The 17086-nt window shown below is 74.2% G+C and carries 7 protein-coding genes and 2 pseudogenes; 2 read left to right on the top strand and 7 right to left on the bottom strand.

Going from position 1 to position 17086, the window contains the following annotated elements; all coding sequences use genetic code 11:
• Positions 1-85: 85 nt before the first annotated feature.
• The 4 genes and pseudogenes from VSR01_RS33930 to VSR01_RS33915 all read right to left on the bottom strand — a co-directional run bounded on the left by VSR01_RS33930 (position 86) and on the right by VSR01_RS33915 (position 7822).
• On the bottom strand, positions 86-2935 hold the full coding sequence (locus VSR01_RS33930; RefSeq protein ID WP_326452813.1) for a glycoside hydrolase family 3 C-terminal domain-containing protein: 2850 nt from the start codon (positions 2933-2935) through the stop codon (positions 86-88).
• A gap of 280 nt (positions 2936-3215) precedes the next feature.
• Positions 3216-4559 (bottom strand): iron uptake transporter deferrochelatase/peroxidase subunit, encoded by a 1344-nt coding sequence (gene efeB / locus VSR01_RS33925; protein WP_442785601.1) that lies wholly within the window; start codon positions 4557-4559, stop codon positions 3216-3218.
• Between the two features lie 118 nt (positions 4560-4677).
• Positions 4678-6794: pseudogene (gene efeU, locus VSR01_RS33920) on the bottom strand (iron uptake transporter permease EfeU).
• A gap of 152 nt (positions 6795-6946) precedes the next feature.
• Positions 6947-7822, bottom strand: coding sequence for an LLM class F420-dependent oxidoreductase (locus VSR01_RS33915; RefSeq protein WP_326452812.1), 876 nt, complete (start codon positions 7820-7822; stop codon positions 6947-6949).
• Between the two features lie 203 nt (positions 7823-8025).
• Here VSR01_RS33915 and VSR01_RS33910 point away from each other — a divergent pair, with 203 nt between their 5' ends.
• On the top strand, positions 8026-9165 hold the full coding sequence (locus VSR01_RS33910; RefSeq protein WP_326452811.1) for a peptidoglycan recognition protein family protein: 1140 nt from the start codon (positions 8026-8028) through the stop codon (positions 9163-9165).
• 115 nt (positions 9166-9280) lie between these two features.
• Here VSR01_RS33910 and poxB read toward each other — a convergent pair whose 3' ends face one another.
• Together poxB and VSR01_RS33900 are read right to left on the bottom strand one after the other, a co-directional pair.
• Positions 9281-11017 carry a ubiquinone-dependent pyruvate dehydrogenase gene (gene poxB, locus VSR01_RS33905; RefSeq protein ID WP_326452810.1) on the bottom strand — a complete coding sequence of 579 codons (1737 nt, stop codon included), beginning with the start codon at positions 11015-11017 and terminating at the stop codon, positions 9281-9283.
• 66 nt (positions 11018-11083) lie between these two features.
• A complete protein-coding gene (locus VSR01_RS33900; protein WP_326452809.1) occupies positions 11084-11350 on the bottom strand; it encodes a DUF6381 family protein in 267 nt (88 codons plus the stop codon).
• 181 nt (positions 11351-11531) lie between these two features.
• Here VSR01_RS33900 and VSR01_RS38090 point away from each other — a divergent pair.
• Positions 11532-13149: pseudogene (locus VSR01_RS38090) on the top strand (carboxylesterase/lipase family protein).
• A gap of 178 nt (positions 13150-13327) precedes the next feature.
• On the opposite strand, the gene VSR01_RS33890 reads toward VSR01_RS38090, so the two are convergent.
• Positions 13328-16507 carry a discoidin domain-containing protein gene (locus tag VSR01_RS33890; protein ID WP_326452808.1) on the bottom strand — a complete coding sequence of 1060 codons (3180 nt, stop codon included), beginning with the start codon at positions 16505-16507 and terminating at the stop codon, positions 13328-13330.
• Positions 16508-17086: the final 579 nt, after the last annotated feature.

The following is a 17086-nucleotide window of genomic DNA, read 5'->3' as shown; positions in this document are numbered from 1 at the left end:
GTCGGCCTGCTCGTGAACGGGTCGGCCTGCTCGTGAACGGCTGGCGCAGCGCACGGGCCGGGACGTGCTCAGGTCGGGGGCGTGATCACGCCGTGGTCCACTTCTGGTTGGCGGCGCCGGTGCAGTCCCAGATCTGCACCTGCGTGCCGGGGGTGGTCGACGAGCCGGTGTCGTCGAGGCACTTGCCGGAGTTGGGGTTGAACAGCGAGCCGTCGCCGCGGTGCTGCCAGACCTGCGCGCCGGTGCCGTTGCAGGTGTAGAGCTGCACCAGGGTTCCGTTCACGGTGCCCGCGCCGTTCACGTCGAGGCACTTGCCGAGCGCGCGGACCGTCTGGTCGGCGCCGAGCGTCCACTGCTGGGCCGAGGTGCCGTTGCAGGTGTAGACGTCGACCTTGGTGCGGTCCGCGCTGTTCGCGCCGGCCACATCCAGGCAGAGCCCCTGGTAGCCGACCACCGGCCCGGCGAGCTGCGCGTCGGCCGGCACCACCGTCCAGACGAAGGACACCGTGGACTGCGCGCCCGCGCCGTCGTGCGCGGTGACGTCCACGGTGGTGGTGCCTCCTTGCGTCGGGGTGCCGGTGATCTGCCCGGCGGAGGAGATCGTCAGGCCGGCCGGCAGCCCGGTCGCGGTGAAGGTCGGCGTCTGGCCCGCGGTGGTGTCCTGCGCGGCGATGTTCAGCGAGACCGCGGCGCCGGTCAGGCCCTCCTGCGGGCCGGGCGGGGCGACGGTGAGCGGTGTGCCGAGCTGCGCCGCGGTGACCGTGAGGGTCCCGGTCAGCGGCAGGTGGCCGTCGCTGTCGCCGACGGCGATGCCGTAGTCGCCGGTGCTGGTCGCCCAGGCGCCGGCCGAGGTGTTCCAGTACGACAACCGGTCCTGGGTGAGCGGGAAGGAGACCGTGGTGTGCGCGCCCGGCTGGAGGTCGACGCGGGCGAACCCCTCCAGCTGGCGCGGCGGTTCGCCGGACGCGGCCGGCTGGGTGACGTACAGCTGCGCGACGTCCGCGCCGGCCCGGGTGCCGGTGTTGGTGACGGTGGCGGTCACGGTGGCCGCGCCGCCCGCCGGCAGGGCGCCGACGTGCAGGTCGCTGAAGGCGAACGAGGTGTAGGACAGCCCGTGGCCGAACGGGAAGAGCGGGGTGAGGCCGGAAGCGTCGTAGCCGCGGTAGCCGACGCCGACGCCCTCGCTGTACTGGACGGTGCCGCCGGTGCCCGGCCACTGCTGCGCGGTGTGCGCGGGGACCTGCGACAGCGAGGCGGGGAAGGTCACCGGGAGGTGGCCGGAGGGGTCGGTGTCGCCGAACAGCAGCGAGGCGATGGCGGTGCCGTCGCCCTGGCCCGGGTACCACGCCTCCAGCACGCCCTTGACCGAGCTGAGCCACGGCATGGTCACCGCCGAGCCGGTGTTGAGCACCACCACGGTGTTCGGGTTGGCGGCGGCGACCGCGGAGACGAGGTTGTTCGCGGACGACGGCAGGTCGATGCCGCCGAGGTCGCTGCCCTCGCTCTCGAAGTCGCTGACGAAGACCACCGCGACCGAGGAGGACGCGGCGAGCGAGGCGGCGGACGAGGTGCTGGAGCCGCTGTCGTAGCGGACCGTGGTGCCGCTGCCGGCGCGGGCGGTGATGCCCTGCAACGGGGTGACGGTGCCGCTGGAGTTGACCGCCGCGCTGCCGCCGCCGGCGGTCTGCGGGCTGGTCGAGGCGTCGGCGCCGATGACCGCGATGGAGGTGTCCGCGGAGCCGAGCGGCAGCACACCGCCGCTGTTCTTCAGCAGCACGGTGCCCTCGGCGGCGAGCTTCGTCGCGGTCGCCTGGTGCTCGGCGGTGGTGGCGGTCTGACCCGGCGAGCCGCTCGGCGCCTTGTCGAAGAGGCCGAAGGCGAACATCTCGGTGAGGATCCGGCCGGTCATCGTGTCCAGCGTGGCCTGGCTGACCTGGCCGGAGTTGACGGCGGCGGTGAGAGCCGTGCCGTAGTAGCCGTCGTTGCCGGGCATGTCCTGGTCCAGGCCGGCGTTGGCGGAGGCCGCGGTGGCGTGGGTGGCGCCCCAGTCGGAGGTGACGAAGCCCTGGAAGCCGAACCGGCCGCGCAGCGCGGTGGTCAGCAGCGCCGGGTTCTGGCAGGCGTAGGTGCCGTTGACCGTGCTGTAGGAGCACATCACCGAGGAGGCCGCGCCCTGCTGCACCGAGGCGCGGAAGGCCGGGAGGTAGATCTCCTGGAGCGCCTTGTCGCCGATCACCGCGTTGTCCGAGGGGGTGTTGCGGTTGGTCTCCTGGTTGTACACCGCCAGGTGCTTGACCTGGGCCATCACGCCGGTGGACTGGACGCCGCGGATGTCGGCCGCGCCCAGCTGCCCGTTGAGGTACGGGTCCTCGCCGACGGACTCGAAGGCGCGTCCCCAGCGCGGGTCGCGGTCGATGTTGATGGTCGGGCCGAGGTCGACGACGGTGCCCTTGGCGGCCTGCTCCTCGCCGATGATCCTGCCGTAGCTCTGCTCCGCGGCGGTGTCCCAGGTGGCGGCGAGGCTGACGGGGGCGGGCAGCTGGGTGACGCCGGTCATGCCGTCGGCGACGCCCGCGGGACCGTCCTCCAGCGTCATCGCCGGGACGCACAGCGAGGGGATCGCGGGGGTGAAGCCGACGTAGCTCGAACCGCCGGAGCCGGTGGCGAGCGACACCTTCTGAGCCGTGGTCATCTGGCCGAGCACCTGCGCGACGCGCTGGGCGACCGGCGCGGTCGAGTGCACCCAGGGGCAGGAGGCGGCGGCGTCGGTGCGGGCCCGCGCGTCGGCGGCGGGCGCGCCCGCGCCGGCCAGGTACGCGCCGGAGGCGACCAGCGCGGCCACGGCGAGGTACGCCGTGCGCCGCCGCCGGCCGCCGCCCCGGCCGCGTGGGGTGGCCGGGAGGTGGGGACTTCGCGAGTTCGGGCTTCGGAACATGGACGCACGTCCTTCCGTGGGGGGAGTGCCGGAACCGGCCTCGACGGAGTCCGCGAGCGCTCCAGCGGGCCGTTGACCCGTGGTGCGGGTGTGATTGAACTCGCCTTCAGGGGCGCGGTCAAGGTCTGTACCAGCATGAGCGGCACCGGACGGCGCTCCGTTTGCGCGGTGCGGCCCGACGCCACCACGCCTTCACTTCTTGAACACGGTCGAGGGCGCGCCGCAGCGCGGTCGGGCCGCCGCCTCCAACTGTTGACGGAGGGTCAGAAAGCGTCGGGGCTCAGACCGAGGCGAGCAGGCCGCGGCCCAGGTAGTCGCGGGCGTCGCGCACGCCGGGCAGGACGAAGAAGTAGCCGCCGCCGGTCGGAGAGATGTAGTCGACCAGCGGCTCGTCGATCAGCCGGGTCTGCACCGCCTCGAACTGCCGCAGCACGTCCTGCTGGTAGCAGCAGAAGACCAGGCCCATGTCGAGGTTGCCGACCGCGTCCACGCCGCGGTCGTAGTTGTAGCCGCGGCGCAGCAGCCGCGAGTCGTCGGTCTTCGCGGTGCGCGGGTTGGCGAGCCTGATGTGCGCGTCCAGCGGGATCGCGTCGCCGTGCGGGTCCTTGGCGTACTGCGGCGCGTCGGTCTCCAGGGCGCCGTCCAGCGGCGCGCCGGTGTCCTTGCGGCGGCCGAACATCTTCTCCTGCTCGGTCAGCGACACCCGGTCCCAGAACTCCACCAGCATCCGGATGATCCTGATCACCTGGTAGCTGCCGCCGGTGGCCCAGCCCGGCTCGCCCAGGCCGTCGGTCACCCAGATCAGCCGGTCCGTCTCGCGCGCGGAGGTGACGTCGGGGTTGGCGATGCCGTCCTTGAAACCGAGCAGGTTGCGCTGCGCGCAGGCCGGCCGCGGGGCGTTCTGGAAGCCGTCGATCCGCCACTTGATCTGCATGCCGCCGCGGGTGTGCCGGGTGATGTCGCGCAGCGCGTGCAGCACGGTGTCGGTGCTGCCGGCGCAGATCTGCAGGCTCAGGTCGCCGTGGCACTCGGCGGCGCGCAGGTTGTCGTTGGGGAAGGTGCGCATCGGGGCGAGCCGACGCGGCCGGGCGGCGGCGAGCCCGTACCGGTCGTCGAACAGCGACGCGCCGACGCCGACGGTCACGGTCAGCGCGTCGGCGGGCACCACCGGGCCGAGGATGCCGTTGTCGGAGGGCGGCGCGCCGACGCCGAGATCGGCGGGGGCGCCGCCGGCGGTGAGGAAGCGGGCCCGCTCGGTCAGCGTGCGCAGCAGGTCGGCCAGTTCCGCCCTGGTGTCGGCGATCACGTCGAACGAGACGAACGTCGCGGCGGCGGGCGCCGCGGTGATCACGCCGGCCTGGTGCGCGCCGTGGAACGGCACTGCGGGGGCCTGCCCGCGCTCGGCGGTGTCGGACGCGCGCGCGGTGGAACCGCCGGCGGTCTCGGCGAGGGCGAAGCCGCCGCCGGCCAGCGCGGTGGCCGCGGCGCCCGCGCCGAGCGCCGTCCGCACGAAGGAGCGGCGGCCCGCGCCGACCGGGCAGGAGCCCTGCGACGGCTGCGGCTCCCCCGCCCCCTGCGCGGCCGGCCGGTCGTGGCCCTCGGTACGCGGGAGGTCGGCGGACATCAGCGGTTTCCCTTCGGTGCGGGGCGGTCGGTGCGCGGGCTCGCGGGCGCCCCGGTGGGCGGGACGGCGGGCGCGGCGACGGCGGGCGCGGGGCGGTCGGGACGGTCGGGGCGGCTCATCAGGCGGACTTCCGGATCTCCAGCAGGTCCGGGATCGGCGCGAGGTCCTCCAGCAGATGGCCGGTGGCGCCGTCGATCCTCGCGCGGGCGATCGTGTCCAGCCGCTCGACGGGCGTCCAGGCCGCTCCCTTGTGCGCGGCGTCCAGAAGCGCCTGGAGCCGGGCGATGTCCGCGTCGACGACGGGCAGCCGGCCGGGGCCCGCGCGGTGATCAACGGGCGCAGCACGGTGAGGAGTTCGCGGGTGCCGGCCAGGTTGGCGTCGGCCGTGGCGAGGTTGCTGCCGCTGCCCTCGTCGGTGTCGCCGGTCAGCTCGAACTGCAGGGTGTTCTCCAGGATCTCGTGGCTGCGCAGCGGCAGGTCCGAGGGGTCGAAGTCCTGCGTGGGGAACGCCTTGCGCAGCGCGGTCACATCGCCGGCCAGCCGGTCGGCGTACGGCAGCAGCGCGGCGGCGGACGCGCCGTGCCACAGCCCGTGCTCGATCCGGTGGAAGCCGGTGAACGCCGGGTCGTCCGCGCCGCCGGGCAGGCCGTCATCGCGGCCGTCGATCCTGCTGTCGTAATCGGCGAAGGTGCCGTAGGCCGCGCCGAGCGAGGAGTAGGTCAGGTGCGCGGTGAGCCAGTCCGCGCGGGCCGCGCGGGTGTCGCCCGCCGCGAGGTCGGCGCGCAGCCGCGCGGTCTGCCCCTGGAGCGCGGCCAGACCACGGTCCACGTAGCGCCGGTACGCCGCGAGCGGCGGCCGCAGTTCGGACTCGGCGAGCGGCAGCACCGGCTTGGTGGTGCTGGTGCCGCTGACCCGTACGGACGCGGAGGTGACGGCCCTGCCGCCGGTGGGCACGCAGCGCCAGGCGTACGTGCCGCTGCCGACGCTGGCGACCAGGTCGCGGGTGGTGCCGGGGGCGAGGCCCTCGATCTCGCCGTAGACCGCGTTGCTCGCCGGGTCGATCAGGTAGACCTCGGACGCCTTGTTCCCGGTGTTGTGCATGCGGAAGGTCTGCCGGCCGGGCGCGGGGGCGCTGAACCCCTTGCCGCAGTCGGTCTCGGAGACCGCCACGGTCTGGTCGGCGGCCGGCTTGCCGCCGCTGAAGGCGACGACCAGGCCGGCGATCAGCGCGGGCACGGCGACGACGGCGGCCGGCACCGCCCACGCGGGACGCAGCCGCCGCGCCCGCGGCTGCGACTGCGGCTGCGGCTGCGGCTGCGACTGCGACTCAGGCTCCGGCTGCGATGTCGCTTGCGCCCGCGGCTCCGGCTGCGACGTCGGCTGCGGCTCCGGCTGCGATGTCCGTTGCGACGTCGGTTGCGGGGACGACCTGACGCCGCGCACGAACAGCGTCATCACCACGGCCAGGTAGACCGCGTACGCCGCGACCTGGAGCCAGGTCATCGTCGGCGTCAGGTTGAGCACGCCCTGCACCAGCGCGGCGTACCAGGAGCCGGCGTCGATGCTGGAGCCGAGGTCGAAGGCGTACGCCGTCCGGCCCGGCAGCGCGCCGCCCTCCTGGAGGTCGCGCAGGCCGTAGCCGAGAACGCCCGCGGCGATGACGATCAGGACCACGCCCGTGACGGTGAAGAAGCGGGTCAGGTTGATCTTCAGCACCCTGCGGTACAGGCCCCAGCACAGGCCCGCGGACAGCACCAGGCCGATCGCCGCGCCGAGCAGCGGTCCCGAGGACTCCCCCGCGGCCCGCCCGGTGGTCCACAGGAACAGCGCGGTCTCCAGTCCCTCGCGGCCGACCGCGAGGAAGGAGGTGAGCACCAGCATGCCGCCGCCCATGGCGAGCGCCGCGGTGACCTTCTGCCGGATCTCCCCCGACAGGTTGCGGGCCGAGCGCCGCATCCAGAAGACCATCGCGGTCACGAACGCGACCGCGACGACGCCGAGCGCGCCGCTGAAGGACTCCTGGGCGGTGGTGGAGAGGTTCGCCGCCGTGAAGGTGAGCACCGCGCCGAAGCTCATCGACAGCGCGACGGCCGCGAGCACGCCCGTCCACACCTGCGGCAGCCGCGACCTGGCGTCGGCCCGTACCAGGGTCGCGACCAGGATGGAGACGACGAGCCCGGCCTCGAGCCCTTCCCTGAGCCCGATCAGGAAGCTCGGGAACGCGTCGTCCCACATGCGGTGCTGCTCCTCACGGTGTTCGTGCGGGTTCGGTGTGCCTTGCCTTGGTTAGCGAAGGCACACCTTAATCACACCGGAACACCGCTGTCTACACGAATGTAGTCAGGTGAGGCTTACCTCTCTTTCGCGCGCGGTCACGGGCGCGGGGATCACAGGCGCGCGGCCTCCGGGACGATCCGCTCGGCGAAGACGTCGAACCGGCCCGGCCGGGCGGCGTCGGGGACGCGGCCCTGGACGTGGGTGATGCCCAGCGCCGCCAGTGCGCCGAGCTGCTCCAGCAGCGCGTCGGCGTTCTCGCCGTTCTCGCCCGGGTCGAGGGTCATCATGACCGTCTTCTCGATCTCGTCGTAGTCCCGGCCCAGCGTGGCGCAGTGCTCGCGCAACACGTCCAGCTTGTGCGGCAGTTCGGGGCCGGCGAACAGGTTGCACGCCTGTGCGTACTGGGCGACCATCCGCAGCGTCTTCTTCTCGCCGCCGCCCCCGACGAGGATCGGCGGGTGCGGACGGCGCAGCGACTGCGGGGAGTTGAGGGTGCGCCCGAGTCGGTAATGGGCGCCCTCGTAGGGGCCCTCGTTCTTCTCGTCCCACATCTGGAGGCAGATCTGCAGCGTCTCCTCCAGCCGCTCGAACCGCTCGGCGACCGGCGGGAAGGGGATGCCGAGGCCGACGGCCTCCGCCTCGAACCACGCGGCGCCGATGCCGAGCATGGCACGCCCGCCGGAGAGCACGTCGAGGGTGGTGACGGTCTTGGCCAGCACGCCCGGGTAGCGGTAGACCGGCGCGGTGACCCACGCGAGCAGTTCCACCCGCTCGGTGACGGCGGCGAGGTAGGCGAGGGTGGTGTACGCCTCCAGCATCTCGTGCTCGGGCGGACCCACCACCTCGATCTGCCACAGGTGGTCCATGACGGAGACGCGGGTGAAGCCGGCGTCCTCCGCGGACGTGGCGGCGGCGGCCAGGTCGCGGCCGAGCGTGGCCGCGCCGCCGGGGAATGTCATGTCTGCCAGGTGAAGGCCCAGTTCCATGGCGCCATCAGATGCCTGCACCGGCCACCTGTCAAGCAGCCCCCACCGGCGCCGGCCGCGGACCCCTCACACGGCGTCAGGCGGTCTCCGGGTCCGACCGCGATGATCTTGCAAAGCGTCTGGCTCTGCGTCAACTCCTGGAAATATCCTTCCCCTGCCCAGTGGCGGCCGGAAGAAGCTGCCACGATTCCAGCGGAGTACGCATGGCCATCCATGAGCACGAGGTCGACCGCCGCACCCTGTTCAAAGCCGGCCTGGGCGGGGCGGTCGCCGCGGTCGTCGGCGCCGAACTCGCCTTCCCCAGCGCCGCGGACGCCACGCCCTCGCCGGAGTTCCCCTGGATCATCGACTGCGACACCTGGGGCGCCAGACCCCCGTCCAGCCCGATCCAGATCACCGGCAACACCACCAACAAGATCATCCTGCACCACATGGCGTTCCCGAACGTCACCGACTACTCGCGCGAGCACGCCCTGCAACTGGCCAGGGACTGCCAGGACCTGCACATGGACACCAACGGCTGGGCGGACACCGGCCAGCACTTCACGGTCAGCCGCGGCGGTTACGTACTGGAGGGCCGGCACCGCAGCCTGGAGACGCTGGACGCCGGCGGACACCAGGTCATCGCCGCGCACTGTCCGGGCGAGAACGGCAACGCCATCGGCATCGAGAACGAGGGCACGTACATCACCGAGACCCCGCCGGCGGCCCTGCTGGACTCGCTGGTCGAGCTGTGCGTCGCGGTCTGCCGGCAGTTCCGGCTGAACGCCTGGGACATCTTCGGGCACTGGGACTTCCGGCTGGGCACCGACTGCCCCGGCATCGCCTTCTACCGGCTGTTCCCGCAGGTGCGCTCGCGGGTGCTGCGGGCCATGGGCGTGCCCGCCTCGGCCGCGCCGGCCCGCCGCTGGCCGGACATCTGGCGGTTCGTGGACAGCCAGGTGGTGCAGGTCGCGCAGTACCTCCTGGTGGACGCCGGCTACACCGAGCTGGCCGTCGACGGCGTGTTCGGCACCGACATGAACGGCATCGTCGCCGACTTCCAGACCACGCACGGCATCCCGGTCACCGCGGACGCGACCTTCGACACCGCGACCTGGGAGGCGCTCGCACCCTCCCTGGACAAGCACGCCACCGGGCTGCCGGTCCAGGCCGTGCAGTACATCCTTGGCATCAAGGGCTACGCCGACACCGTCTCCGTCACCGGCGAGTACGACCACGGCACCATGAAGGCGGTGCAGGACATGCAGCGCCTGCACGGCCTGACCCCGCACGGCAAGGTCGACGCGAGCACATGGTGCGCGGTCGTCGGCGGCACGGTCCGCGAGTCGCTCTGCCGCTGAGGCAGGACGGCGCGGTGCGCGGGTCGCCGCGCCGGGACAGGACGGCGCGGTGCGCGGGTCGCGCCGCTGAGGGGCCGTCCGGTGGGCCGAGGCGTCCTCGGCCCACCGGCGCCCGTCACTCGCGGGCCAGGTCGCGCAGGTTGGTCCGGGCCAGCTCCACGATCTCGTCGGCGCCGCCGGACAGGATGGTGCGGGTGGCGTAGAGGGTGAAGCCCTTGAGCTGCTCGTAGGTGATCTTCGGCGGCATGGACAGCTCGTGCCGCGCGGTGCGGACGACGACCACCGCGGGGCCGTCGTGCGCGAAGGCCCCGGCGAGCGCGTCGTCCAGCTGTTCGGCGCGCTCGACGTAGGCGCCGAAGAGGCCGGCCGCGCGGGCCACCGCGGCCAGGTCGGGGTTGTCCAGACCGGTGCCGTAGTTGACGATCCCGGCGGCCTTCATCTCCAGCTCCACGAAGGACAGCGAGCCGTTGTCGAACACCACGGCCTTGACCGGCAGGTCGAGCTGGCGCAGCGTCAGCAGCTCGCCGAGCAGCATGGCCAGCCCGCCGTCCCCGCACAGCGCGACCACCTGGCGGCCGGGGTGCGCGGCCTGGATGCCGATGGCCTGCGGCAGCGCGTTGGCCATCGTGCCGTGGTTGAACGACCCGGTGAGCCGGCGCCGGCCGTTCATCGTCAGGTAGCGGGCCGCCCACACTGTCGGGGTGCCCACGTCCGCGGTGAACGCCGTGTCCTGGGCGGCCAGCCGGTCGACGGCCGCGGCCACGTACTGCGGGTGCACCGGGGAGCCGGACGGCTTCTGCTCGGCCAGCCGGTCCAGCCGTGCCCGCACCCGGGCGTAGTGCGCGGTCATCCGGTCCAGGTGGGCGGTGTCGGTGCGCGGCCGCAGCCTCGGCAGCAGTGCCGCGGCGGTGTCCTTCACCGTGCCGACCAGCGGCGCCTCCACCGCGACCCGCCGCCCGATCTGCTCGCCGCGCACGTCGACCTGCACCACCGGCGCGCTCTCCGGGTAGAACTGGCGGTACGGGAAGTCGGTGCCGAGCATCAGCAGCGCGTCGCAGTGCTCCATCGCGCGGTAGCCGGAGCTGTAGCCGATCAGGCCGGTCAGCCCGACGTCGTACGGGTTGTCGTAGCCGAGGAACTCCTTGCCGCGCAGCGAGTGCACGATCGGCGCCTTCAGCGCGTCGGCGAGCGCCATCGTCTCCGCGTGGGCGCCCTCGCAGCCGGCGCTGGCCAGGATGGTGACCCGCTCGGCGCGGTCCAGCACCGCGGCCGCGCGGTCCAGCTCCGCGTCGGCGGGGCGGACGTGGGAGGCGGACCTGACCACGCGGTGCGGCCTCGCGCCGTCGGGCGCGGGCGCCAGGAACAGCTCGCCGGGCACGACGAGGACCGCGACGCCGCTGCGCTCCAGCGCGGCGCGCATCGCGATCTCCAGCAGCCTGGGCACCTGCTCGGGCACCGAGGCCATCTCGCTGTAGACGCTGCACTCGCGGAACAGCTCCTGCGGGTGCGTCTCCTGGAAGTAGCCGCCGCCGATCTCGACCCGCGGGATGTGGGCGGCGATCGCCAGCACCGGGACGCGGCTGCGCTGCGCGTCGAACAGGCCGTTGATCAGGTGCAGGTTGCCGGGGCCGCAGCTTCCGGCGGCGACGGCGAGGGCGCCGGTGGTGCCGGCCTCGCCCGCGGCGGCGAACGCGGCGGCCTCCTCGTGCCGCACGTGCGCCCAGGTCACCTCGCCATCGCGGCGCATGGCGTCGGTGAAGCCGTTGAGCGAGTCGCCGGGCAGTCCGTAGACGCGGCGCACCCCCGATGCTCTGAGCGTGGCGATCATGACGTCCGCGACCGTCGTGGCCATGGCTCTCCCTCACGTCCGGCGCCCTGCGCGTGCGCGGCCGTGGGGCGCGGCGCGCTCGGGGGCGGTTCACTCGGCGGGGTAGATGTCCCCGGCGGCCATCATGCTCTCCTGCTCGCACTCGGACTCCAGCCGCCCCGCCTCCTGCCGCAGCCGCCTGCGCTCGTCCGGGTCGGCGGCGCGCTCCGCGTCCGCCGCCAGCCGCCGGGTCCGCTCGCGCAGCTCCCTGACCCGGCGGTGCGCCTCGCGGTCGCCGTACATCGCGTTCCTGCCGTCCGTGCGGTCCGTCGCGTCCATGGCCGAGCCTCGAATCCGTGCGGCGTCGTACTGGGTCACCCCTCCAGCGAAGCAGCCCGCGCCGGACACTGCCACCGCTGCGCGCGCGGGAGGCCGCAGGCGCCGCCCCGGGCCGCCTGAACCGCGCGTTCGCGTGCGCCGCCCCCGGTGGCGGCCGTCGGTTCCAATTTCTCGTACAGTCGTTCTAGAAATTCAGTGACATCGGTGACAGGAGTCCCGCATGCGTGAACGATGGGCCCGGTGGGCCCGCACCCGGCTGACGGCGGTGGCGGCCGCCCTGGGGATCGCCCTCGGCGCCGTGCTCGCCTTCGCACCCGGCGCGCAAGCCGCCGGCGGCGGCGGCGGACCGGAGGTGCACACGGCCGGCGGAACGGTCCGTGGCCTGGCCGGGGGCCCGGTCGACGAGTTCCTCGGCATTCCGTACGCCGCACCGCCGGTCGGCGCGCTGCGGTGGCAGCCGCCGCGACGGCCCGCGAGCTGGCCCGGCGTGCGCGACGCGACCCGCTTCGCACCCGACTGCGCCCAGCCCGCCGGGCCCTTCGGCCGGCCCAGCACCTCGGAGGACTGCCTCTACCTGAACGTCTACGCACCGAGCCGCGGGCGGACCGGCCCGGGCTCCCCCGTCATGGTGTGGATCCCCGGCGGCGGATTCCACAGCGGTGCGGGCAGCTTCTACGACCCCACGGCGCTGGTGCGGGACGGCGTGACCGTGGTCACCGTCAACTACCGGGTCGGCGCGCTCGGCTTCCTGGCGCACCCGGCCCTGGCCGACGCGCACGGCCAGTCGGGCGACTACGGCCTCATGGACCAGCAGGCCGCCCTGCGCTGGGTGCGGCGCAACATCGCGGGCTTCGGCGGGGACCCGCGCAACGTGACACTCTTCGGCGAGTCCTCCGGCGGCGCGTCCGTGCTGGATCAGGTCGCGTCGCCGGGCCGGCGGGCTGTTCCAGCGGGCGATCGCCGAGAGCGGGTCCTACGACACCACGCAGGCGACGCTCGCGGCCGCCGAGGCCTCCGGGAGGGACTTCGCGGCGAAGGCGGGATGCGCCGAGCAGACCGCGGCCTGCCTGCGGCGCCTGCCCGTCGCCACGATCCTGGCCGACGAGGCGACCGAGTACCGGCCGAACATCGACACCGAGGTGCTGCCCCGGTCGGTGGGCGACGCTTTCCGCTCCGGCCGGTTCCAGCACGTGCCGATCGTCAACGGCACCAACCGCGACGAATGGCGGCTGATGGTCGCCGCCGGCACGCTCGCGGGCCGCCCCGTCACGGCGGCGAACTACCAGGCGATGATCTCCTCGGCTCTCGGCGTCTCCCCCGCCCAGGCCGCGGTCATCGCCGCCGAGTATCCGTCGACGGCCTATCCCAGCCCGGCCCTCGCGCTCGGCGCGGTCGGCACCGACGCCGTCTTCGCCTGTCCCGCGCTGAGCATCGACCGGTCGGCGTCGCGCTACGTCCCGACCTTCGCCTACGAGTTCGACGACGAGAACGCGCCGCAGGACTTCCTTCCGTCCGCCAGCTTCCCCTACGGCGCGGCCCACGCGACCGAGTTGCAGTACCTGTTCGGTCTGCCCGAGGCCGCCTATCCGCACTCGCTCTCCGCGCCGCAGCAGCGGCTGGCTGCGGTCATGCGCGGGTACTGGACGGACTTCGCCAAGAGGGGGGCGCCGACCGCTTCCGGCGCCCCGGCCTGGCGGCCGTTCACCAGCGGCGCCCAGCGGGTGCAGTCGTTCGTGCCGCCCACCGCGCACACCGAGACCGACGTCGCCACCACGCACGACTGCGCGTTCTGGGCCTCGCAGCAGGCACGGCAGGATGCGCCCGCGGGAGCGCGGTGAGGGGCGGTGCCCGCGGCTGCGGCGGGCACGGCGTCGTTCTCGGACGCCGGACCCGCCGGCCGGGCCCGCGTCCTGCCGCCGCGCCGGCCGCGGGCCGGTGGCACGGTCACCGCGCGGGCCCGCGGGCCGGTGCGTGACGTGCACCGGCCCGCGGGTCCCTTCGCGTGCCGCGCGTCGGCTACGCGCCCGTCACCGCCAGGGACACCAGGCGCGCGGAGTGCCGCGGGTCCGGGTCCTCGACGGCCAGGGCGACGTACCGCGCCGAGGCGGAGACGCGCAGCGACGCGTTCGGACGGGCGGCGAGGCGGCCCGCGCTCTGGTACGTCAGACCGTCCGCGCTGGTCTCGACGCGCGCAGCGGGCGGGCGGCCCGCAGTCCACGCGGCGGTGACGGTGGCCAGCGGCACGACCGCGCCGAGGTCCACGACCATGCGCCCGTCCGGGCCCGGTGTCCAGGACGTGCGCGGATCGCCGTCGACCGCCGCCGCGGGGTCGGACATGCCGGCCGGCAGCGGCGAGGTCGGGAAGGTGACCCGGCCGAGCGCGAGATCGGCGAGCGGATAGGGCGCGACACCCGGCAGCGTGACCGTGCGGGCGCGGCCGGCCCGCAGGTTCACCGTGACCTGGCGCCCGCCGGGCGCCGCCAGCAGCAGCTTGGCCGACGGGCCGCGCAGCACGACCGTCGCCGCGTCCACGACCTCGGCGCTCAGACCCTGCGGGACCGGCCCGCCGCCGGCGGCCCGCAGGGTGCAGCGGGCCGCGGCCACCGCGGCGCCGGCCGCGGGCAGCTCCGCCTGGTAGTCGGTGCCGTCCGCGGTCACGGTCTGCGCGCCGGCGTAGAGGGTGAGCGCGCGCCGGTCCTGCGGCAGCGAGACCCGCGCGGTGACCGCCGCGCCCGAGAGGTTGAACAGGCTGAGGTGGCCGCCCGCGGTGGAGGCGCGCACCGCGGAGTGGTCGGCGGCCGGCGCGGGCCGCGCGGCAGCCGCGCGCACCGCGGCGGGCCGCCCGTCCGGCACGCCCTCGACGAGCACCGGCTCCGCGGGGCCGTCGGAGAGGATCACCGTGTCGCCGTAGACCGACAGCGGGTTGGCGGCGCCGCGGACCACGAAGCCGGCCCGGCCGTCGACGCTGATCCAGCCGCCGCGGCTGGTCAGGTCGGCGGGCGGGTACGCGACCAGGTCGGTCCAGTCGGTGCCGTTCGCCGAGCCCTGCACGGTGTAGGCCTGGCCGGCCGCGGTCTCCCAGTCGAGGGTGACCCGGTCGAAGGTGCGCGGCGCGCCGAGGTCGACCGACAGCCAGCTGTCGGCGCGCTTGCGGTCGGCCACCGAGACCGCCCAGCGGGTGGTGGCGCTGCCGTCGACGGCCAGCGCGGCGCCCTTGCCGGAGTCGGCGGAGGACGCGGTGACGGCGGCGCGCAGCGCGAGGTCGGCGCCGTCCGCGCCGTCGCGCACCTCGAACGAGTAGAGCGAGTAGCCGTACTGGGCGTTGCCGCGGCGCCCGAGCATCCGCACGTAGCGGTACTGCGCGGGCGCGAAGACGAGCTTGTCGGTGCGCGGCCCGCCGGTCGGGTGGCCGGCCGCGCCGCTGTCGGTGGAGGCGACGGTGGCGGCGCCCTCGGCGGCGGTGTAGGTGCGGCTGCCGTCCAGGCCGTCGATGCCCGGCATGGTGAGGTTGAAGACCTCGACGTGGCCCTCCCCCGCCGCGGTGCCGCTGCTGGCGTAGACCACCTCGCCGCCGGGCAGCGTGGTGAAGCCGGCGTAGCCGCTGTCCAGGGAGAGCAGCGTCGCCGACGCGTCGAGGCCGTCGGTGAGCGCGGTGTACGTGGCGACGTTGCGGGTCCTGACGGTGCCCGCGGTGGTCGGCAGGAACATCGGGGTGGCGCCGCTGAGCGCGAACAGCCAGTCGTCGTGGGCCGGTTGCCAGCAGAACTTCACGAAGCCCGGCTTGCTGACGGCGGCTGCCCACGCGTTCGGCGTCTGCTGCGCGACCAGGCCGGGGCCGGTGCCGAAGTCCCGCACGCCGGACGCCTGCTGGAACAGCTCCTGGGCGGTGAGCGCGGTCACCCGGGTGCGCTGGGCGGCCCGCCACTCGTGCAGCAGATAGCTGATGGCGACCTCGGCGCGCGCCTCGGGCTCGTACTTGGGCTCGCCGGAGAACTTGGTGATGCGGTTGACCGGCGGGTACTGCTGGTACGCCGTCAGGCGCTCGGCCAGCGCCAGCTCGGCGCGGGCGGCGGCCCGGTCGCCGAGGACCTGGGCGAGGAAGGCGACCGGGATGACGTCGCGCCCGTACAGATGCTCGCGGTCGTTGACCATCGGCATCAGCGGCTCGCCGGCGTCGCTCATCACCAGCAGCAGGGTGTCCCACAGCCGGTCGGCGTTGGGCTGCGCGGCCAGCACCTCGGGCAGGTCCCGGCCGGCGGTGAGGAAGTGGACGCTGTTGCGGCCCGAGGTGCGCCACAGCTCGCACTGGTAGTGCGGGCCGAACGAGCCGTGGTTCTCCACGATGAAGGTGTCGTAGAGGTTCTCGGCGGTGTTGTCGCTGATCGGGACGCCGTCCACGACGGCCGGGTTGGCGAGGTCCGCGGCCGGCAGACCGGTCTCGTTGCGGCTCCACCGGCCGTACCACGTCGACCACTCGGCGTGCCGGGCGTCGTCGGGCGCCCAGGCCAGGGCGGGCGCGAGCGACTGGGCGTAGACGCCCATCTCCTCCAGCTTGGTGTCGCCGACGTGGTTGCCCTTGAGCCCGTCGGGCGTCCAGCTGCCGGACAGCGGGTCGTTGCCGGTGCCCAACGAGGCGGTGTAGGCGGCCTGTTCGCGGACGATGGTGTCCACGTTGGCGCGGGTGGCCTCGTCCAGCTGGTCCCACAGCAGCCGGGCGGCGAGCACGAAGTAGAGCTGGAAGGTGGTGTCGAAGAAGAGCGTCTTGCCCCATTCCGTGCCGCCGGTCAGGCGGTTGGACGCGGCGAAGTGGCTGAGCGTGGCCAGCGTGCGCGCGCGCAGCGTGTCCTCGTCGATCCCGGCGAGGTCGGCGTCGTAGCCGCCGCGGGTCAGCAGCAGCGCGTGGCCGAGGACCACGGCGAAGCCGAAGTCGGTGGCGGTGTAGTGGCCGGCCGCGGCGTCCCACTGCGTCTCGGTCCACCGGGTGTGCCGCAGCAGCACCTGGTGGTACGTGGCCGCGGTGGCGTCGGGCGCCGCGCCGTGCGGGGAGTCCTTCGCGGCCTGCCCGGCGGAGCCCGCCGCGCCCGCGTCGGCCCGCGCGGGGGCGGCCGCGGCGATCGGCGCGGCGGCCAAGGCGGCGGTGATCGCGGCCAGTTGGGTGAATCGACGTCTGCTCAGCGGAACGGTGCGGTCCGGCACGATGACTCCTCCGCGGCGCTCCCGGCGCCGCCCTCGCATGCGACAACGTTGTCAAGTGCGGCCATTCTTCGCACCCGCCCCGGGGACGTCAACCCCCTCGGAAGGGCTCTTTCCGTCCGGCCCACCCCGTCGCACCTGCGCAAAGCGCCTCTGGGGCGCGGGCGGACCGCCGGGGCGCGCGAGGCCGCCGACGACGCGCGGAACAGGAGGGGTTGACGAGGGGATTGGTCCAGTCCTATGGTCCCGCGTACGCCAATGGTCATATTGGCGACCACAGTTCAGGTATGCGAATCCCGTCGTGTCTCCTGCCGGAGGCGGCGGAACGCCGCAGGACACCGCGGGACGCCGCGGAGTGCCACGGGAACACCGCCCCACTGGTGTTCCCGCCCGTGCGCGACGTCCACCCCCCACTCCTCCTGACGAACGGAATCCCCCGCATGACAGGCTCGCCCACACCCCTGTCCGGACCGTCCGCGGCGGCGACCCCGCCCGGGACCGCTACGCCCCGCACGGTCTCTCCCGCTCCCCCGGCTCCCCCGGCTCCCCCGGCGTCGCGCGCCGAGGCCGCCCGGCACCGCC

The sequence above is a fragment of the Actinacidiphila sp. DG2A-62 genome, assembly GCF_035825295.1.
In the GTDB taxonomy this organism is placed as follows: domain Bacteria; phylum Actinomycetota; class Actinomycetes; order Streptomycetales; family Streptomycetaceae; genus Actinacidiphila.
This window is presented reverse-complemented; position numbering and strand designations above follow the sequence as displayed.